This is a genomic window from Microbacterium sp. BG28, assembly GCF_034044005.1.
In the GTDB taxonomy this organism is placed as follows: Bacteria; Actinomycetota; Actinomycetes; order Actinomycetales; family Microbacteriaceae; genus Microbacterium.
In genome coordinates this window covers 819,623-839,074 of record NZ_JAXCHA010000002.1, presented here as the reverse complement: position 1 = coordinate 839,074, position 19,452 = coordinate 819,623, and the positions used below count along the sequence as shown (strand labels likewise).

The 19,452-nt window shown below is 68.6% G+C and carries 18 protein-coding genes and 2 tRNA genes; 12 read left to right on the top strand and 8 right to left on the bottom strand.

Translation table 11 applies throughout. The features are described from left to right. Positions 1-7: 7 nt before the first annotated feature. Positions 8-1,042 (bottom strand): PIG-L family deacetylase, encoded by a 1,035-nt coding sequence (locus SK224_RS09955; protein ID WP_320434529.1) that lies wholly within the window; start codon positions 1,040-1,042, stop codon positions 8-10. Positions 1,043-1,278: 236 nt separating this feature from the next. On the opposite strand from SK224_RS09955, the gene SK224_RS09950 reads away from it, so the two are divergent. Next, on the top strand, positions 1,279-1,953 hold the full coding sequence (locus tag SK224_RS09950; protein WP_320434528.1) for a DsbA family oxidoreductase: 675 nt from the start codon (positions 1,279-1,281) through the stop codon (positions 1,951-1,953). Position 1,954: 1 nt separating this feature from the next. Here the strand turns inward: SK224_RS09950 and SK224_RS09945 are convergent, their stop codons facing one another. Further along, the gene (locus SK224_RS09945) at positions 1,955-2,458 is read right to left on the bottom strand and encodes a glutathione peroxidase (protein WP_320434527.1); all 504 of its coding nucleotides are present in this window, start codon (positions 2,456-2,458) and stop codon (positions 1,955-1,957) included. A gap of 51 nt (positions 2,459-2,509) precedes the next feature. Here SK224_RS09945 and dusB point away from each other — a divergent pair, with 51 nt between their 5' ends. The 6 genes from dusB to SK224_RS09915 all read left to right on the top strand — a co-directional run bounded on the left by dusB (position 2,510) and on the right by SK224_RS09915 (position 9,399). Beyond that, positions 2,510-3,670 carry a tRNA dihydrouridine synthase DusB gene (gene dusB, locus SK224_RS09940; protein ID WP_320434526.1) on the top strand — a complete coding sequence of 387 codons (1,161 nt, stop codon included), beginning with the start codon at positions 2,510-2,512 and terminating at the stop codon, positions 3,668-3,670. Then, the gene (locus SK224_RS09935) at positions 3,642-5,021 is read left to right on the top strand and encodes a deoxyguanosinetriphosphate triphosphohydrolase (RefSeq protein WP_413816777.1); all 1,380 of its coding nucleotides are present in this window, start codon (positions 3,642-3,644) and stop codon (positions 5,019-5,021) included. Before dusB ends, SK224_RS09935 begins: the two co-directional genes overlap by 29 nt. After that, on the top strand, positions 5,021-6,874 hold the full coding sequence (gene dnaG, locus SK224_RS09930; RefSeq protein ID WP_320434524.1) for a DNA primase: 1,854 nt from the start codon (positions 5,021-5,023) through the stop codon (positions 6,872-6,874). The genes SK224_RS09935 and dnaG overlap by 1 nt, the downstream gene beginning before the upstream one ends. Before the next feature lie 32 nt (positions 6,875-6,906). Further along, the gene (locus SK224_RS09925) at positions 6,907-7,677 is read left to right on the top strand and encodes an ATP-binding cassette domain-containing protein (RefSeq protein WP_320434523.1); all 771 of its coding nucleotides are present in this window, start codon (positions 6,907-6,909) and stop codon (positions 7,675-7,677) included. 52 nt (positions 7,678-7,729) lie between these two features. After that, a tRNA-Asn gene (locus SK224_RS09920) sits at positions 7,730-7,802 on the top strand. A 190-nt stretch (positions 7,803-7,992) separates the two neighbouring features. After that, positions 7,993-9,399: an SPFH domain-containing protein gene (locus tag SK224_RS09915; protein WP_320434522.1), complete on the top strand. Its 1,407-nt coding sequence runs from the start codon at positions 7,993-7,995 to the stop codon at positions 9,397-9,399. 3 nt (positions 9,400-9,402) lie between these two features. Here the strand turns inward: SK224_RS09915 and def are convergent, their stop codons facing one another. Continuing rightward, a complete protein-coding gene (gene def / locus SK224_RS09910; RefSeq protein ID WP_320434521.1) occupies positions 9,403-9,969 on the bottom strand; it encodes a peptide deformylase in 567 nt (188 codons plus the stop codon). A 44-nt stretch (positions 9,970-10,013) separates the two neighbouring features. On the opposite strand from def, the gene SK224_RS09905 reads away from it, so the two are divergent. From SK224_RS09905 to SK224_RS09890, 4 genes are all read left to right on the top strand, one after another. Then, on the top strand, positions 10,014-11,009 hold the full coding sequence (locus SK224_RS09905) for a DMT family transporter (protein ID WP_320434520.1): 996 nt from the start codon (positions 10,014-10,016) through the stop codon (positions 11,007-11,009). Between the two features lie 14 nt (positions 11,010-11,023). After that, positions 11,024-11,097: transfer RNA gene (locus SK224_RS09900), tRNA-Ile, on the top strand. Positions 11,098-11,177: 80 nt separating this feature from the next. Continuing rightward, positions 11,178-12,335 (top strand): alanine racemase, encoded by a 1,158-nt coding sequence (gene alr, locus SK224_RS09895; protein ID WP_320434519.1) that lies wholly within the window; start codon positions 11,178-11,180, stop codon positions 12,333-12,335. Further along, entirely contained in the window at positions 12,332-13,291 is a 960-nt protein-coding gene (locus SK224_RS09890) for a D-alanine--D-alanine ligase (protein ID WP_320434518.1), read from the top strand. Before alr ends, SK224_RS09890 begins: the two co-directional genes overlap by 4 nt. A 51-nt stretch (positions 13,292-13,342) precedes the next feature. Here SK224_RS09890 and SK224_RS09885 read toward each other — a convergent pair whose 3' ends face one another. Continuing rightward, a complete protein-coding gene (locus SK224_RS09885; protein WP_320434517.1) occupies positions 13,343-14,965 on the bottom strand; it encodes an MFS transporter in 1,623 nt (540 codons plus the stop codon). 241 nt (positions 14,966-15,206) lie between these two features. Between SK224_RS09885 and SK224_RS09880 the strand changes: the two genes are divergently transcribed. Beyond that, positions 15,207-15,710: a DUF3145 domain-containing protein gene (locus SK224_RS09880; protein ID WP_320434516.1), complete on the top strand. Its 504-nt coding sequence runs from the start codon at positions 15,207-15,209 to the stop codon at positions 15,708-15,710. Positions 15,711-15,844: 134 nt separating this feature from the next. Here SK224_RS09880 and SK224_RS09875 read toward each other — a convergent pair whose 3' ends face one another. The 4 genes from SK224_RS09875 to SK224_RS09860 form a co-directional block, all read right to left on the bottom strand. Beyond that, positions 15,845-17,083, bottom strand: coding sequence for a beta-ketoacyl-[acyl-carrier-protein] synthase family protein (locus SK224_RS09875; protein WP_320434515.1), 1,239 nt, complete (start codon positions 17,081-17,083; stop codon positions 15,845-15,847). Between the two features lie 55 nt (positions 17,084-17,138). Then, positions 17,139-17,387, bottom strand: a complete 249-nt coding sequence (locus tag SK224_RS09870) for an acyl carrier protein (protein WP_019182110.1) — start codon at positions 17,385-17,387, stop codon at positions 17,139-17,141. Positions 17,388-17,455: 68 nt separating this feature from the next. Beyond that, a complete protein-coding gene (locus tag SK224_RS09865; RefSeq protein WP_320434514.1) occupies positions 17,456-18,460 on the bottom strand; it encodes a beta-ketoacyl-ACP synthase III in 1,005 nt (334 codons plus the stop codon). Next, positions 18,457-19,377 (bottom strand): ACP S-malonyltransferase, encoded by a 921-nt coding sequence (locus SK224_RS09860; RefSeq protein WP_320434513.1) that lies wholly within the window; start codon positions 19,375-19,377, stop codon positions 18,457-18,459. Before SK224_RS09860 ends, SK224_RS09865 begins: the two co-directional genes overlap by 4 nt. Positions 19,378-19,452: the final 75 nt, after the last annotated feature.

Here is a 19,452-nt window from a genome sequence, read left to right as displayed (position 1 = left end):
CGCGGGTTCAGCCGATGCCGAGCTCCGCGTCCGTCTTCGGATAGGAGCGCTGCAGCCACGCGCCGAACCCCTTGCGGGCGAGGCAGGCGGTGTTGTCGGCACAGGCGATCACCGGGTCCTCCTTCGCATAGATACGGTATGTATCGACCTTTCGGTTGAGGAGGTCGCCGCTGAGGTTGGCAGGAAGATTCTGCGAGGGATATCCCACGAAGTATCGGATGGCGTCCATCGGGTATCCGACGCTCTGTGCCGCCGCCCGCACGATCGCGCCGGTCGCGCCGTGGTCGGGATGATCACCCTGTGTCAGCGGCGAGGTGGCGGGAATATGGGTGAACAGCCGGGTGGGTGCCCAGGCGGTGATGGCCTCGGCGACGGTCTGCTGCAGCACCGCCGCGCTGAGGGCCGGTGCGCCGTCGATGGGCGCGAGCGCCGGGATCGCGCCAGACTCCAGCTGCGGGATGCTGCTGTGGCCGGTCGCAGTGAACCCGCCCGCATCGAGGCCGCCGTCGGGGAGACGCAGGAATGCCACGCTCAGCTTGGGGTCGCCCTGGCGGGAGAACAACGTGACGTGTGCGCCCGACAGCATGGTGATGCTCGTTTCGTCCCAGAACGCCTGCGCGCCGCGCATCGTGTTGTAGGCGCGCAGGATGCCGAGCTCGCGCGAGCGCGAGTAATTCGTCCCCTTGCCGGCGTCTCCGGCGGTCAGGTAGAGCGTGCGGACGCATTCGCCGTTGCTCACGGCCTCCTGCAGCGACGGGTTCGCGAAGATCAGATCGTCGTCTTGGTGCGCCCACACCGACATCACGGATGTCGTGTCGCACCCGAGCGCGAGCGGAGAGACCGGCGCGGGCGGCGGCGGTGGCGGGATGTCGGGTGTCTGCACCGGGGTGGGCAGCGGTGCCGGATCCGGTGAGTGGATCTGCGAGGGTGATGCGCCGGGCGTGGGTTCGGCGGCGAACGGGAAGGACGGCGGCAGCTGCGGCAGGACCACGGCCGCTGCGGTGGTGGCACCCACTGCCAGAACGGCGATGAGCGAGCTCACCCAGATGATGGTGCGGCGTCGCCGCCGTCGTGCGTGGCGCGCGTCACGCGCCGGGGTTCGGGTCCCCACGTGCTTTCCCCATGTTGCTCAGGTGCCGGCATACCCCCACGGCAGCCCTCAGAAGTCTCGCACAGCGCGCCCCGGTTGCGCGGTCATTCTTCACACCTTCTCAGCGTTCGTCGCTCCCGTTCGCCGATCATCGGAATAGTGGGGGCCGAGCAGCCGTTGCTCCCGTCATGACAGACCCGATTCGTATCGACGTGTGGAGTGACATCGCGTGCCCGTGGTGTTACATCGGAAAGCGCAATCTCGAGGCCGGCTTGAAGGCCACCGCGGACGACGAGGACGCCCCGCTGGTGGAGGTGACCTTCCACTCGTACGAGCTCTCGCCCGATACGCCCGTCGACTTCCACGGGAACGAGGTCGACTTCCTTGCGGAGTACAAGGGGATGCCGCACGACCAGGTTCGGCAGATGCTGGACCGTGTCACCGGTGTGGCGGCCGAGGCCGGTCTGGACTACCACTTCGAGAAGCTGCAGCACACGAACACGGTGCTCGCTCATCAGCTGCTGCACTTCGCGAAGGAGCAGGGTCTGCAGCGGGAGATGACCGAGCGTCTGATGGCCGCCTACTTCGTGGAGGGGCACCACGTGGGTCGGGTGGACGATCTCGTGGCGCTGGCCTCGGAGGTCGGACTGGATGCGGATGCGGCGCGTGAGGCACTGCAGAGCAACCGCTACCTCGAGGCCGTCGAAGCCGACAAGGCGCAGGCGACGGCATACGGGATCAACGCCGTGCCGTTCTTCGTGATCGACGAGCGCTACGGAGTGAGCGGGGCCCAGCCGCCGGAGGCGTTCGCACAGATCGCCCGTCAGGTGTGGGCGGAGCGACAGGGCGCCGAGACGGCCTGAGTCAGGCGGGCAGGTTCCGCTCGATGACCTCGACGATCGCGGGATCGTCCGGCTTCGTCGTCGGGCGGAACCGGTGCACGTCTCCGGCCGGGGTGAGCACGAACTTCTCGAAGTTCCAGAGGATCGGGCCGTGCTTGCCCTCTTCGTCCTTCGCGCGCTTGAGGGCCTTGTAGAGCGGAGCGGCGCCGGGACCGTTGACCTTCACCTTGTCGTTCACGGGGAACGTGACGCCCCACGTCATCGAGCAGTACTCGAGGATCTCCTCGACGGATCCCGGTTCCTGGCCCATGAACTGGTTGCAGGGGAATCCGAGGACGGTGAAGCCTCGCTCGCCGTACGTGCGCTGCAACTCCTCGAGCTGCTCGTACTGCGGGGCAAGGCCGCAACGGGAGGCGACGTTGACGATCATCAGGACGTTCTGTCCGTACTCAGCGAGGGTCTTCTGGGTGCCATCCGCAGCGGTGAAGGGGATGCTGCGGAGGTCTTCGGCGGTGGTCGCGCTCATGAGGCTTACAGTACGCCGCCGCGCGGTCCCTCGGTCTGGGAGAATGATTTGGTGACCACGACAATCGCCCCCGCGCGCCCCTTGCGGCTCGGCCCCATCGAGGTCGAGGTGCCGGTGGTACTCGCGCCCATGGCGGGCATCACCAACACGGCGTTTCGCCGGTTGTGCCGCGAGTACGGTGCCGGCCTCTACGTGAGCGAGATGATCACCTCACGCGCCCTGGTGGAGCGCAACGACACGACCATGCGCCTCATCCGTCATCACGAGTCCGAGACGCCGCGCTCGGTGCAGCTCTACGGCGTGGACCCGGCGACGGTGGGCGCTGCCGCACGCCTGCTCGCAGACGAGGATCGCGCCGACCACATCGACCTGAATTTCGGCTGCCCGGTCCCCAAGGTCACTCGTAAGGGCGGGGGAGCGGCGCTGCCGTGGAAGAGCGGGCTGTTCGGCGAGATCGTCCGCGCGGCCGTCCGCGGCGCGGGCGACATCCCCGTGACCGTGAAGATGCGCAAAGGCATCGACGACGATCACCTCACCTACCTCGATGCCGCCCGCATCGCGGAGGATGCGGGGGTCGCGGCGATCGCGCTGCACGCGCGCACCGCGTCGCAGTTCTACTCGGGCAACGCCGACTGGGACGCGATCGGGACGCTGAAGCACACCATCACGAGCGTGCCGGTGCTGGGCAATGGCGACATCTGGTCGGCGGAGGATGCCGTGCGGATGGTCGAGCAGACCGGCTGCGACGGCGTCGTGGTGGGGCGCGGCTGCCTCGGTCGTCCGTGGCTGTTCGGCGATCTGGCCCGCGCGTTCGGCGGCGGTGCCGGTACGCAGCCCGTCGATGCGACGCTCGGTTTCGTGGCGGGCGCCTTCCGGCGTCACGCGGAGTTGCTGGTCGAGTTCTTCGAGGACGAGGATCGCGGATGCCGCGACATCCGCAAGCATGTGGCCTGGTACTTCAAGGGATATCCCGTCGGCGGCGACATCCGCGCGCGCCTGGCGACGGCGTCTTCGCTGCAGGAGATCGACGACCTCCTCGGCACGCTGGAGCTCGATGCGCCGTATCCGGGGGAAGCGGCCGAGGGCCAGCGCGGTCGAGCGGGAACCCCGAAGCGGCCGGCGCTTCCCGAGGGCTGGCTCGACAGCCGAGAGCTGGCGACCGACGCTGCCGGCGCACTGGCGGATGCGGAGCTCGACCACAGTGGCGGCTGAACACTCCCTGACGGGGACGCGCCCCGACGGGTACGAGACGAGCGACGCCGAACGCTTCTTCGCCGAGCAGCACCGCTCGCAGCGCGACGACTTCGCCCGCGATCGCGCTCGGGTGCTGCACTCGGCCTCGCTGCGCCGGCTCGCCGCCAAGACGCAGGTGCTCTCTCCGGCGAGCCCGGCCGATTTCGCCCGCAACCGGTTGACGCATTCGTTGGAGGTCGCGCAGGTAGGGCGCGAGCTGGCCACCGCTCTGCAGCTGGCGCCGGATGTCGTGGATACGGCGTGTCTGAGCCATGACCTCGGTCATCCGCCGTTCGGACACAACGGCGAGCGCGCCCTGAACGATTGGGCCGAGGACATCGGCGGGTTCGAGGGCAATGCCCAGACCCTCCGCATCCTGACCCGGCTCGAGTCGAAGGTGATCTCGGACGACGGGCGCAGCTACGGGCTCAATCTGACACGCGCCAGCCTCGATGCGACCTGCAAGTACCCGTGGACCATCGACAGTCCCGTGCCCGATCCAGGTGGACGGTTGAAGTTCGGCGTCTACCCGGACGACGAACCCGTGTTCCGCTGGATGCGTCAGGGCGCGCCGGGCCGGGTGCGCTGCATCGAGGCCGAGGTCATGGACCTCTCGGACGACATCGCCTACTCGGTGCACGACTTCGAGGACGCCGTCATCAACGGATACCTCGATCCCGGACGCCTCTCGGACCCGCGTCAGCACGTGGCACTCCTGAGCGCGATCCAGACGTGGGTCGGGTACGACTTCACGCGCGACGAGCTCGAGGATGCCCTCTACCGCCTGACCAGCCTGCCGGAGTGGATCGCCTCCTTCGACGGCACGCGTGCGGCGCACGCCAGGTTGAAGAACCTGACCTCCGACCTGATCGGCCGCTTCGCGCGTGCCGCGACCGCTGCGACACGCGAGGCATACGACGCACCGGCGCTGACTCGGTACAACGGCCACGTGGTCGTCCCGCGCGTCGTGGAGGCCGAGATGGCGGTGCTCAAGGGCACGATCGGAGCGTTCGTGGTCACGATCGAGGGGAGAAAGGGTCTCTACCGCGAGCAGCGACGCCTGCTGAAGCGGCTCGCGACCGCCCTGTGGGAGGCGCCGGAGCATCTCGATGCCCTGCACGCGGAGGATTTCGCCCGCGCGGAGAACGACGGCGCGCGTCGGCGCGTCATCGTCGACCAGGTGGCGAGTCTGACCGACCGTTTCGCGCTCGGCTGGCACCACCGCCTTGTCGGCGAGATCGACACCGAGACCCTCGACGTCTGGATGCCGGGAGGGCGAACCATCGCCCGCTCCCTGTACGCCCTTCCCGAGCCCCTCGAGGGGCTCTGATGCCGGGGCGCATCGCGCAGGCCGACGTCGAAGAGGTGAAGGCCCGCACGAACATCGCCGACATCGTGGGAGAACGCGTCGCGCTCAAATCCGCGGGCGTGGGATCCCTCAAGGGTCTGTGCCCCTTCCACGACGAGAAGAGTCCCAGCTTCCACGTGCGGCCGCAGGTGGGTTTCTACCATTGCTTCGGATGCGGCGAATCGGGCGACGTCTACACGTTCTTGCGGCGGATGGACCATCTGACGTTCACCGAGGCGGTCGAGCGCCTCGCAGGACGCATCGGCTACACGCTCCACTATGAGGAGGGCGGGGCGGCGCCGGAGACCTCCGGGCGCGCCCGACTCTACGCGGCGAACGCAGCGGCCGCCGAGTTCTTCCGGGCGCAGTTGCTGACACCCGAGGCGGAGGTGGGGCGCCGCTTCCTCGGCGAGCGAGGCTTCGACGCCGGTGCGGCCGCGCACTTCGGAGTGGGTTTCGCGCCGCCGGGATGGTCGGGGATGCTCGACGCCCTGACGGCGAAGGGCTTCACGAAAGAGGAGCTGCTGACAGCGGGACTCGTGTCTCAGGGACAGCGCGGCGTCTACGACAGATTCCGCGGTCGGCTGGTGTGGCCCATTCGCGACGTCACCGGTCAGGTGCTCGGATTCGGTGCGCGGCGTCTGCTCGAGGACGACAAGGGGCCGAAGTACCTCAACACGCCCGAAACGCCGATCTATCGCAAGTCGCAGGTGTTGTACGGCATCGATCTCGCCAAGCGCGACATCGCCCGCGGGGAGAAGCGCCGCGTGATCGTCGTCGAGGGGTATACCGATGTCATGGCGTGCCATCTGGCCGGGCTGACGACTGCGGTCGCGACCTGCGGGACGGCATTCGGCGCCGAGCACATGAAGGTGCTGCGTCGCATCATGGGCGATGACGCGGCCGCCGAGATCGTCTTCACCTTCGACCCGGATGCGGCGGGCCAGAAGGCCGCGGTGCGCGCTTTCGCCGAGACGCGCACGGCCAATGCGCAGAGCTTCGTGGCCGTGGGGCCCGCGGATCTCGATCCGTGCGATCTCCGGTTGGCGCGCGGTGATGGAGCGGTGCGCGCGCTGATGGACACCAAGGTTCCGATGTTCGAGTTCGTCATCGATCAGCGCCTCGCCGGCCTCGACCTGCGTACGGTCGAGGGCCGGCTCGCGGGTCTCAACCTCGCCGCCCCGCTGCTGGCGGAGATCCGTGACGAGCCGCTGCGGCGGCGATACGAGCACGTTCTCGCCCGACGACTCGGCGAAGATCTGAAGGACGTCCACCGCGAAGTGGCTCGCCAGCGCGCCCGCGCCGCCGGCGCACCGGCGCCTGCAGCCGCGCCGGCGAACCCGCCCGATGCCCCGCAACCGCCGGCCGTGCGCGTCACGCTCGCCTCGCTGCCTCGCTCGGCCGACCTGGAGCGCGACGCGGTGATGGGCTTCCTGCAATACGGACACCGTCTCGATCCTGCAGAGCTGCGCGCAGCGCTGGATGAGACCTTCCAGCATCCGGCCCTCGAGGCGGTGCGCTCGAGCATCGCCGCGGTTGCGGATCACTCCCGTCCGGGATGGGCGGCCGCGGCGGTCGATGCCGTGAGGGAGCCGTACCGATCGCTTGCGGCCGAACTGCTCACGGGCGATTTTCCGGCGCGCGACGAAGAGCACGCGGTGATCTCCGCCCGTGACCTGGCGCTGCGCATCCGACTGCGTGCCATCGACCGCCAGAAACAGGAGCTGGTGGGAGACATCCAGCGGCTCGCACCCGATTCTCCGGAGGGGCGCGAGGTCCGGCTGCGCCTGCGCGAACTGGATGCGGCGCGACTGCGCCTGACGCTCGATCAGTAGCGATTCGAACGCTCAGCGTGCAGGATGACTGCATGGATCAGGCCGCGCTCAGCATCGATTGCAGCGACATCTCGCTCGCTCACGCAGGCAGCGAGGAGCGGGTGATCGACGGGATCTCCTTCCGCCTGGAGCGCGGAGCCGCCCTCATCCTGGTCGGTTCGACGGGATCGGGAAAGTCGACCCTCGCCGCCGTCCTGGCAGGCCATGCGGATGACGGCGTCCAGGTCGTCGGCGGCGATGCGGTGGTCGAGGGGGTGTCCGTGCGGCGCGGCGGGCGGCGTCGTCGCGCCCTCCCCGTCTTCGCGGGCTACCTCGGACAGCAGGACGGTGCCCAGCTGCCGCCCCGGCTGACGGTGGCGGAGATCGTGGCAGAACCGGTGACGAGTCGTGCGCGGCGGGTGAACGCTCGTGCCCTCGAGCTGCGGGTGGTGACGCTGCTCGACGAACTCGGCCTCAGCATCGGCGCGGCGTCGAAATTCCCGTACGAGCTGAGTTCGGGAATGCGTCAGCGTGTCGCGATCGCCCGCGCACTCGTGCTCGATCCCCAGTTGGTGGTCGCCGACGAGCCCATGGCGAATCTCGACGTCGAAGGGCGTGAACTGGTGCGAACCGCCTTCGAGACTCGGCGCCGGGAACGGGGTACATCGCTGTTGCTCGTGGCGAACGAGGCCGAGACGCTCGCGAGCTTCGACGCCGATGTGCTCGTGATGCAGGGCGGTCATGCGGTCGGATTCGGGCACGGCGTGAAGAAGATGCAGTGGACGCCCTCGGCGTCGGCCGATCGTCGTCTCGTGTCGTCGTGAGCCCGCGGAGTTTGCTACGATAGTCGGGTTGCCTTCGCGAGAAGGACAGCATTCCTCGGTAGCTCAATTGGCAGAGCAATCGGCTGTTAACCGATAGGTTCTTGGTTCGAGTCCAAGCCGGGGAGCGAGAGTACTGCGTCATCTACCGCAGCTCTCACCTGAGACCCGGGCTTCCACCCCGGGTCTTTTTTCATTCCTGCGTATCGGGTCGGTGTGCTCGTCCACAACCGGGTCGGCACGGACATAGCCGGTCGATAGGGTGAGGGGGAGACGCTTCGGGGTGAGGCGTCCGTCGTCGCGACCGGAAGGATGCACATGGATATCGCCGCACTCGGAGCAATGGGGCTACTGGCCATCGTCGGCGGAATCGTGCTCGTCGTCGTTCTGATCATCGTGCTGATCCTGATCCGCGCCTGGTACCGGGTGGCGAAGGCCGACGAGGCGCTCGTGATCGTCGGTAAGAAGCAGCGCAGCAGCAGCGGGGACTCGCGGATCACCGTGATCACCGGCGGCGGCGCGATCGTGAACCCGCTCACCCAGCGCGGCGAGATGATCTCCCTCCGCGCGCGTCAGATCAAGATGGAGCCGACGGCGCAGTCGTCCAATGGCGTCACGGTCAACGTCAGCGGTGTCGCACTCGTCAAGATCGGTTCCGACCCCGAGTCCGTCCGTCGCGCGGCCGAGCGCTTCGCCTCGCAGGACAAGGCGATCGAGCAGTTCACGACCGAACAGCTCGAGGGTGCGCTCCGCGGCGTCGTCGCGACGCTGACGGTCGAGGAACTCATGCGCGACCGCCAGCGGCTGTCTGACCAGATCGCCGAAGGCATCAAAAGCGACCTGTCGTCGCAGGGTCTGATCCTCGATTCGTTCCAGATCCAGGGCATCACCGACCAGAACGGCTACATCTCGGCTCTCGGCGCGACCGAGGTCGAGCGCGTGAAGCGTGAAGCGGAGGTCGCCAAGATCAACGCGGAGCGCGAGATCCGGGCGCGTCAGATCGCCACGCAGGAAGCGAACCTGATCGAGCAGACGGCGCTCGACAAGAACACGGCAGCCGCGCAGGCCGAGGTCGGCCGGGCCAACGCCGAGGCCGAGCAGGCCGAGGCCCTCGCCCGCGCCGAGCGTCAGCAGGCTGTTCTGCTGCAGGAAGCCGAGAACAAGCAGGCTCGACTGGATGCCGACATCAAGAAGGTCGCCGACGCCAACCTCTACGAGCGCGAGCGCGCCGCCGACGCCGACGCGTACGCCAAGGTCAAGGCGGCGCAGGCGCAGGCGCAGATCGCCGAGCAGGATGCGGCCGCCACACGTCTGCGTGCGAACGCCGAAGCCGACGCCGTCCGCGCCGAGGGCGAGGCGCGCGCTGCGGCGATCCAGGCGGAGGCGGAGGCGCTGAGCCGCAACCAGCAGGCGTTGCTCGCCCAGCGCGCTCTCGAGGCGCTCGTTCCGATGATGACCGAGTTCGCCAAGGGTTACGACAAGGTCGGCTCCATCACGGTGCTCGGCGGCGAGGGTGCGAGCAGCCACCTCGCGACGGAGTCCGCGCAGGGTCTGCGGGCCACCTTCGACGCGGTCAAGGTCGCAACGGGCCTCGACCTCGCCGAGATCATTCAGGGCCGTGTCGTCGGTCAGGCGATGGGGGAGCAGCTTCAGGCTGCTGCGGTGCAGACGCAGCACACGCCGCCCGCACCGCCGGCAGCGGCGCAGCCCGCCGAAGGAGTCTGAGCCTCAGCCTTCGAGGTCGTCGACGCCCGGGAGCCAGGACGCTCCCGGGCGTCCCCATCCGCGCTTGCGGGCGATCTTCTGCGTCGTCTTCCAGTCCGAGTCGCTGAGGCGATCGATGTAGAGGATGCCGTCGAGGTGATCGAACTCGTGCTGCAGGATGCGGGCGCGCCAGCCGTCGACCTCGATCGACACCGGACGGCCTTCGAGGTCGGTTCCCGTCACGCGGACCCGTTCCGAGCGGCGCAGCGGAAAGCGTTCGCCGGGAAAGGAGAGGCAGCCCTCGGACTCTTCGTCCTCGTCCGGATCCCCGGGGATGAGAGGTGTCATCCACAGCTCGGGGTTGATGATCTCGCCGCGCCACTCGGCGCCCTCGTCGTCCTGATACGTGTAGGTGAAGATGCGCAGGCCCACACCGACCTGGGGTGCGGCGAGACCGACGCCGGGTGCCGCGTCCATGGTCTCGAACATGTCGGCGACCAGGGTGCGGATCTCGTCGGTCACCTCCTCGACGGGCGCGGCGGGGGAGTGGAGGACGGGATCGCCCATGATGCGAATCGGAAGGACAGCCACGTGTCTGAGCCTACCCAGCGCACGCCGGAGGTTAGGGTCATAGGGTGCTCCCAGCGGAAGTGATCCTGAACGATGTCGCCAACGACCTCGTCGGTGTCTTCCGTGACCCGGGCATTCTCATCGGCATCCCGATCGCCTTGCTCGGCGCGGTGTTCATGTCGCTCGGCGCGCAGTACCAGCACCGCGGTGTCGTCAAGGTCGAGCGCCTGGCGAACGCATCGGGTGCCAGCGGACTCAGCGGAGGGCAGCTCCTCCAACTCCTGCGGCGGCCGTCGTGGGTCGCCGGCACCGTGATGCTCGGGTTGGGCATCACCTGTCAGTTGACGGCTCTCGCCTTCGCGCCCTTGATCCTCGTACAGCCTCTCGGGGCGGTGTCTCTCGTGATCACGACGCTGCTGAATGCGAGGATCTCCGGACACAAACCCACCAAGGCGTCGGTGCGTTCGATCATCGCGTGCGTGGGAGGAATCCTCATCTTCGTCACCATCGCCGCGTTCGTCGCGACGGAGCAGCCGATCTCGCAGTCGGAGCTCTTGACGATCCTCGGACTGCTCGCGGTCGTGGTCGTGCTGACCGCTCTCGCCTGGTGGCTGTGGATGCGTAAGCACGCGCGCCCTCTCTTCTACATCGTCGCGGCGGGGGTGCTCTACGCGTTCGTCGCCACCCTTGCGAAGGTCGTGATCAAGAACATCCAGGAAGGCGACTTCGGTTGGCTCTCGATCCTGTGCATTGTGGGTCTGCTCGTGGCGGTCACGCTCGGTGCGTACTTCGTCCAGACGGCGTACTCGGTGGGACCGCCCGACCTGGTCATCGCGGGGCTCACGGTCATCGATCCCATCGTCGCCGTCGTGATCGGCCTCGTCATCCTTCAGGAGGCGGCTACCGCGGGAGCCTGGGCCATCGCAGGCTTCGTCGTGGCGGGTCTGATCGCGGTCTACGGTGTGTTCTCACTGACGCGGAACCACCCGCAGGTCATCAGCGACAGCCAGGAGCTGCCCCTGCAGCGAGGCAGTCGCGGAGACACAGCGCCGCCGCGATAGGCTTTTCGCCACAGGGGGCGGTGGCCAAGCTGGTCAAGGCAGCGGGCTCATAACCCGACGATCGTGGGTTCAAGTCCCACCCGCCCTACAGAAACCGAGCCACGCATATCGCGGATGTATCGGAAACTCCATACGACGCTGTGACGGCCGTATGGATTGACTCTGAGGGTGCCGTACGCTTCATTACCCCGCGCTCATGCGCACAGATCCGGTGCGGAACTGCACGTGCACGAGGACGCGATCCGAGCCAACGCGCGGCACTTCTCCCGTCTCACGCGTGGTCGTCTGATGGCGGTGATGAAAGCAGACGCGTTCGGGCACGGTCCCGTCGCGTCTGCCGTGATCGAGGAGGGTGCGACCGCCCTCGGGGCCGCATCGATCGACGAGGGGCTCGCCCTTCGTCGTAGCGGTCTCGACGTTCCCATCCTGAGCTGGCTGAATCCGATCGATGCCGACTTCGCGTCGGCTGTGTCGGAGCGCATAGACCTCGGCGTGGCGGGTGCGGATCTGCTGCATGCCATCGTGCGCGTCGCCCGTCGTCTCGGTTGCCCGGCGCGTCTGCACCTGCATGCCGATCTGGGCATGAGTCGCGACGGCGCACCCGCAGCCGAGTGGCGCACCCTGTGCGAACTCGCCCGGATGGCGGAATGCCGGGGGCACGCGCAGGTCGTCGGGATCATGGGCCACATGTCGTGCGCAGATCGCCCTGATGACCCGCAGAACCTCCGCGAGCGCCTGCGCTTCGATGCGGCTGTCTGCAGCGCTCGGCATCGGGGGCTGTCTCCTGCCGTCACGCATCTCGCGGCGACATCGGCGACGCTGGCCGGAGTCGGTGGCGAGCACGATCTTCACCGCGTGGGAGCAGGGCTCTACGGCATCGATCCCTCACACACGTCGCACGAGCTGCGCTTCGCCCTCTCGCTGCGCGCTCCGGTCATCAGTGCGAGGCAGGTGGGCGCGGGCGTCGGCGTCGGTTACGGTGCCCGCTTCACCACCGACCGCCCCACGCACCTCGCCCTGCTTCCGCTGGGATACGCGGACGGGTTGCCGCGTGCGGCCTCTCATCGGGCCGAGGTCTTCGTGCGGGGTCGTCGTCGTCCCATCGTCGGTGTGATCTCCATGGACATGGCGGTGGTCGACACCGGGGACGACGTGCTGATCCCGGGGGAGATCGTGACGTTCTTCGGTCCGGGCAAAGAGGGAGAGCCCACCGTGGCCGACTGGGCGAGCTGGTCGGACACCATCGAGCACGAGATCGTCACCCGGATCGGCGCACGCGTCTCCCGCGTGCACCGATCGACACACATCGAAAGGACCCCCGAATGACGACACTCCGGCGGCGAAGGGTCGCGGTTATCGGCGGCGGAGCGAACGACGAGCATGATGTGTCGCTCGCATCGGCGGCCGCGGTGGCGCGCGGGGCGCGAGAGCTCGGTGACGACGTCTGCGAGCTGACCATCGAGCGCGGCGGACACTGGCGCTGCGCGGAGGGGTCGCTCACCTCCGGCGAGGCGGTTCGTCTCCTGGACGGCTGCGACGTCGTCTTCCCGGCGCTGCACGGCGTGAACGGCGAGGACGGGGCTGTCGCCGGCCTCCTCACGATGCTGGGTGTCCCGTTCGCCGGCTCGCCGGTGCGGGCGGGGGCGCTGGCGATGGACAAATGGGCGATGAAACTCGTCGCGGGTGCTTTGGGAGTGGCGACGGCCCCGGGGATCCTGATCGAGCCCGGTGATGCGATGTCCGTTGTTCCCCTCGCCGCTCCCTTCGTGGTGAAGCCGACCACGGGCGGCTCGAGTAATGGCGTCTCCTTGGTCTCGGACGCATCGGATCTGGCGGTTGCGATCGAACGGGCGCGTTGCGCGGGCAACAGCGTGCTGGTGGAGCCCTTCATCACCGGGCGCGAGGTGGACATCGCGGTCTTCCGCGGACCCGCCGGCGCCTTGCGGGTCGGTGAGCCGCTGGAGATCGCCGTCGCGGAGCGGGCCGTGTTCGATCATGCCGCGAAGTACGACGGCAGCGCACCGTTCATCATCCCCGCGCGCGTCACGTCGGACGAGCTGGAGGTCCTGGAGCGGGATGCGGTGCGTCTCTACGACGCGCTCGGATGCGCCGGTGTCGCACGGTTCGACTTCTTCGTCACCGGGCGTGGCGTCGTGCTCAACGAGGTGAACACCACGCCGGGGATGACCGAGCACTCGCAAGTGCCGCGCATGTTCGCGGCCGTCGGGCTCAGCTATGCGGCGCTGATCGACGAGCTGCTGAAAGCTGCCGTCGCGCGGTGAACGGGCGACGGCCGGCTCCGCCGCGCGAGGCGTGAGAGGTGCGCCTCGTGCTCACGCGGATCGCGCCGCCGGATCGGTGGCTATCAGGTGCTCGGTGTCGACGGACAGAGCGAGTATCTGCGCGTCGTGAATCACTTTCTGGTCGTATCCCGTGAGCCGCTCGGCATGCTGGCTCAGGTGCTCGCGCCAGCTGCCGACGTCGAACGCCTCCACGAGCACGCCAGGCTGTTCCCGATCGGCGTAGAGCGCCCAGCTGCGCGCCCCGGTGCGCCGTCGGCTGTGCTCGACGAGCTGCATCCGAGTGAGGAAGTCCGCCCGATGCTCGTCGTCGACCCGGTAGCGCACGAGAACGAGTGTCTGCGCGTTCTCATCGATGTCCGCGTCCGATTCGAGCTCGGGCAGGGGGAGCTCACCGCGACCGCGCGCGATGTGCCCCGTCGCCGCGAGAGGAAGCGCGAGCTGGGTCAGGGCCACGAGGACGACGAGGAGACCCGCCACCAGGCAGGCTGTGACCGATCCGACCCAGCCGGCCACGGCGCCGGCGAGCGCGGAGCCCGCTGCGGTCGAGCCGAACAGCACCATCTGATAGATCGAGAGTCCGCGCGTGCGCACCCAGGCGGGGAGGAAGGACTGGACGGCGCCGTTGAGGGTCGCGATCACTCCGATCCACCCGGCACCGCCCACGGCCAGGATCACGACGCTGAGCGCGGCCCACGAAGACACGGCGGTCCCGACCATGCTCGCTCCGAACGCGAGGGCGCACAGCAGCACGGTGCGGTTCACCCCGATCGTGTCCCGCACGCGCGGCATCGTGAAGGCACCCACGATGGAACCCACCCCGACCCCGGCGAGAAGCACGCCGTAGCCGGTCGCATCGAGACCGAGCCGTTCGGTCGCGAGCAGCGGGAGAAGCGCATACAGCGCCGATGCGGGAACGATGAACAGTCCCAGGCGCAGATAGAGGGCGCGGATGATCCCGGCGTTGCGAACGTAGCGCACGCCCGCACGTGTGGCATCGAGGAAGGGTTCGAATCCGTGCGGCGAGGGGCGATAACCCCGCCACGCCAGCAGTACCACCAGAAACACCGCGAAGGATGCGGCGTTCAGCGCGAAGACGAACGCCACGCCGAGCAGCGAGACCAGGGCTCCTGCGATGGCGGGACCGATCGCCCGTGCGACGTTGACCGATATCGAGCTGAGGGACGCCGCGTTGGGGATGAAGGCCGTCGGCACGATCTCGGCGGAGATCGCGCCGTACGCGGGCAGCTGCACGGCCGAGGCCGCCCCGAGAACGAGGGTCAGGGCGAGCAGCAGATAGGGCGACATCTCGCCCGTCATCGTGAGAACGACGAGCACGCCCCCGATGACGACCTGCGTGGCCTGCACCCAGATGAGCAGGGTGCGTCGATTCAGGAGCTCGCCGATCACGCCGGCGGGGATTCCGAGCAGCAGGACGGGTGCGGCACTCGCCGTCTGGACCAGGGCGATGAGCAGAGGGGAACTGTGCTGCTCGACGAGGAACCACTGCGCCCCGACCGTCTGCATCCAGCTGCCGATGTTGCTGATCAGGGCCGCGATCCACAGGGCGCGGAATGCGGGCACGGTGAGCGGCGCGAGTGCGCCCACGCGTGTGGGCGCGGCGGGGACGGCTGCAGGGTCGGATGCCTCGATCATGTGTCTCCCTCTCATCGCCCGACGACAGACGCGCTCTCCAGCAAAGCGCGTCCTGCCGCCGGACCGGCAGGACAGCTGACGGAAAAACGCTCGACACGCTCGACGGGGCGACGACATCCAGAGAGTTACAGACTTGTGATTCTCAGGTGGGCCGGAGATAATGGCCGGGACAACCGCATATCCGCAGCTCGTTCGCCGAGTCAGGTCGTAGGGGAAGACGCACCTGATGATCGGAGAGAGAATGGCTGCACACATGGCGCGCGGAGTGGTGTTCATCCACTCGGCGCCACGGGCGTTGTGTCCCCACCTCGAGTGGGCTGTCGGGCGTGTCCTCGGGCGGGCCGTGAACTTCGAGTGGTCTGATCAGCCGGTGCTGCCGGGCAGCCGCCGTGCCGAGTTCTATTGGGAGGCGCCCACTGGCACCGGAGCGGCGCTCGCCAGCGCGATGCACGGCTGGGAGCATTTGCGCTTCGAGGTTTCCGAGGATCCGAGCGCCCGCAGCGACGGCGGTCGGTGGATGCACACGCCGGACCTCGGCGTGCACTTCGCGCAGACGGACACCGCCGGCAACGTGGTGATCGGGGAGGACCGCATCCGCTACGCGGTGGAGATCGCGGCAGGGGATGCAGCGGAGCTGCAGCGCGAACTCAGCGTCGCCCTGGGCGGAGCATGGGACGAAGAGCTGGAGCCGTTCCGTCAGGCCGGCGACGATGCCCCGGTGGTCTGGCTGCACAAGGTCGGATGACCTAGACCTCGGGCGGCGGGAGCGCTGCTACCGGATGCCGGTCGACCTCGTCCCGGCGCTGGGAAGGCGCACTGCCGCCCGACACGACGAAGGCCCGGAGAGCGGTTGCTCTCCGGGCCTCTCGACGTCCTGGTTCAGACGTTCGAGAACGCGACGACGGCGTTGTGTCCGCCGAAGCCGAACGAGTTGCTGATCGCGAGCTGGTCGCCGGCGCCCAGCGACTGCACCGAACCGGACACACGGAAGGGCACGGCCGGATCCTGCTCGGTGATGTTGATCGTCGGCGGTGCCTGTCGCTCGCTGATCGCGAGGATCGTGAAGATCGCCTCGAGAGCGCCGGTGCCGCCGAGAAGGTGCCCGGTGGACGCCTTCGTCGCCGACACGGGGATGTCGTCGATGCGGTCGCCGAAGACCGCCTTGAGAGCGGTGTACTCGTTGGGGTCGCCGACGGGCGTCGAGGTGGCGTGCGCGTTGATGTGCGTCACGTCGTCCACGGACGCGTCGGCCATGGCGAGCGCGAGTCCCACCGCTCGTGCGGCGCCCGCACCTTCGGGGTCGTTGGCGGTGATGTGATACGAGTCGGCCGTGACGCCGCCACCGACGACGTACGCGTAGATCTTGGCGCCGCGCGCGCGTGCGTGTTCCTCGGTCTCGAGGATGAGCGCCGCGGCGCCCTCGCCCATGACGAAGCCGTCGCGGTCGATGCTGGTCGGGCGCGATGCGGTGGCCGGGTCGTCGTTGCGCTTGGAGAGCGCCTGCATGGAGGCGAACGAAGCGATCGTGATCGGGTGGATGGCCGATTCGGTTCCACCCGCGATCACGACGTCGGCGAGGCCGTCGCGCAGGTGCTCGACCGCGTTGACGATGGACTCCGTGCTGGAGGCGCACGCGCTCGCGACGGTGCGCGCGAACGCACGGGCACCGAAGTGCAGGGACAGGTTGCCGGCCGCCGCGTTGGGCATGAGCATCGGAACCGTCATCGGCATGACGCGACGGGGGCCCTTCTCTCGCAGGGCGTCCCACGCATCCAGGAGAGTCCACACGCCGCCGATACCGGTGGCGAAGTCGACGCCCAGACGTTCCGGGGCGACGTCGGGTGCTCCGGCATCCGCCCAGGCTTCCTTGGCCGCGATGAGGGCGAACTGCGAGGACGGGTCGAGACGCTTGGCGATCGGCCGCTCCAGCACCTCCTCCGGGCGGACCTTCGCCTCGGCGGCGAACGTCACCGGGAGGGAGTACTGCTCCACCCAGTCGTGCTCGAGAGTGCGGGTGCCGGACTCTCCGTTCAGCAGGGCGGACCAGCTCTCGGGGGCCGTTCCTCCGAGGGGGGAGGAGGCTCCGATGCCGGTGACGACGATGCGGGCGGTGCTCATGTTCGGTCTCCGAGTCGGGGTGGCGGTGGGGGCTGGGCGCCCCCACCGCAGGGGGTCACGCCTGGTTCGAGGTGATGTAGGTGACGGCGTCGCCGACGGTCTTGAGGTTCTTGACCTCGTCGTCGGGGATGGTGACGCCGAACTTCTCCTCGGCGTTGACGACGATCGTCATCATCGAGATCGAGTCGATGTCGAGGTCGTCGGTGAAGGACTTCTCGAGCGCGACCTCGTCGGCCGAGATTCCGGTCTCGTCGGTGATGAGCTCGGCGAGTCCGGCGAGGACCTCGTCAGTGGTGAAAGCCATGATGTCTCCTTGTTCGATATGGCTGGGGGCGTTGACCGCGAATCAGTCTAGAGGCGCGGGGTCTCGGCTCACGGGAGCACGACGACCTGTGCGCCGAACACGAGACCGGCACCGAAGCCGATCTGGAGCGCGAGGCCGCCGCTGAGTTCGGGGTGCTGTTCGAGCAAGCGGTGGGTGGCGAGCGGAACAGAGGCCGCAGAGGTGTTGCCCGTGGTCTCGATGTCGCGACCGATAAGAACCGTGTCGGGCAGACCCAACTGCTTGGCGAACTCGTCGATGATGCGCATGTTTGCCTGGTGGGGCACGAACGCGGCGAGATCGGATGCGGTGACGCCGGCCTCCTCGAGCGCCTGGCGTGCGACCTTCACCATCTCCCACACGGCCCACCGGAACACGGTCGGGCCTTCCTGGCGGAGCGTGGGCCAGGCAGAGGTGCCGTCGCGGAACTCGACGAGCGTGGCGTCCATGCCCACCGCATCCGCCTTGGAGCCGTCCGATCCCCAGATGGTGGGCCCGATCGCCGGAGTCTCGCTGGGGCCGATCACGACGGCGCCGGCGCCGTCGCCGAGCAGGAACGAGATCGTCCGGTCGGTGGGATCGACGACGTCGGAGAGCTTCTCCGCGCCGATCACGACAGCGTAGTGCGCGACGCCCGCGCGGATGAGCGCATCGGCCTGGGCGACACCGTAGGTGAATCCCGCACACGCGGCGTTGGAGTCGTACGCCGCCGCGGGGTTCGCCCCGATCCGGTCGGCGACGACGGCCGACATCGAGGGCGTCTGGCGGACGTTGCTGATCGTCGCGACGATGACGAGGTCGATCAGCTCGGGAGAGACACCGGAGCGCTCGACGGCTTCCTTCGCGGCGATCGTTGCGAGGTCGGTGGCACTCGTGGTCGCGTTGGCGCGCACGCGCGTGACGATGCCGGTGCGCTGGCGGATCCACTCGTCGCTCGAGTTGATCGGCTCGACGAGGTCGTCGTTGGGAACAGCGTTCTCGCCGCGCGCGGCACCGTAGGAGAGGATGCGCGTGTACTGCGGACCCGTGGTCTGGCGCAGAGTGGGGGCGGTCATGCGTTCTCCTCCGAGAGCAGTGCGACGGCCGCATCCAGGTCGTCGGGGGTCTTGACGGCGACGGCGGGAACGCCGCGCAGCCCGCGCTTGGCGAGGCCGGTGAGGGTTCCCGCGGGTGCGAACTCGATGAGGCCGGTGGCGCCCGCCTCAGCGAAGGCGGCCATGTCGAGATCCCAGCGCACGGGCGAGGCGACCTGGCCGACGAGCAGGTCCAGCGCGCTCGCGCCGTCGGTGACCTCCGAGCCGTCCTTGTTCGTCCAGAGGGTGAGTGTCGGGTCGGATGCAGTGAGCTCCGCCGCAGCGGCCGCGAGCTCCTCGACGGCCGGCTGCATGTAGCGCGTGTGGAACGCGCCCGCGACCTGCAGCGCAACGACACGCGTGCCGCGCGGGGCCTCCGCGGCGAGCTCGGCGAGTGCGCCGACGGCGCCGGCAGCGACGATCTGGCCGCCGCCGTTGTAGTTGGCGGGGGTGAGGTCCAGCTCCGCCAGACGGGCGAGGACGGCTTCTTCGTCGCCGCCGAGGACGGCGCTCATACCCGTCTCGGCCTGCGCGGCCGCATCCGCCATGGCGCGTCCGCGTACACCGACCAGGCGCAGAGCGGAAACGTCGTCGATCACACCGGATGCGGCGAGGGCGGCGACCTCACCGACGGAGTGCCCGGCGACACCGGCGGGAAGGCCCGCGGCGCGTGCGACGAGTGCGTGCCAAGAGATCAGGCTGGCGGCGACGATCAGTGGCTGCGCCACCTTCGTGTCGCGGATCGCATCGGCGTCCCACTCCGTGCCCGCTGCGGCGAGATCGACCTGTGCCGCCTCGGAGAGCTCGTCGAGCCGGGTGGCCACGCCGTCCAGCTCCAGCCAGGGCGAGAGGAACCCGGGTGTTTGGGAACCCTGCCCGGGGAAGAGACCGATGATCACCGTTCTATCCTGCCAATCTCCCCGACCGGGGTATGGATGTCATGCGACAAGAAACGCGGGTTCCTTTGCAGATAC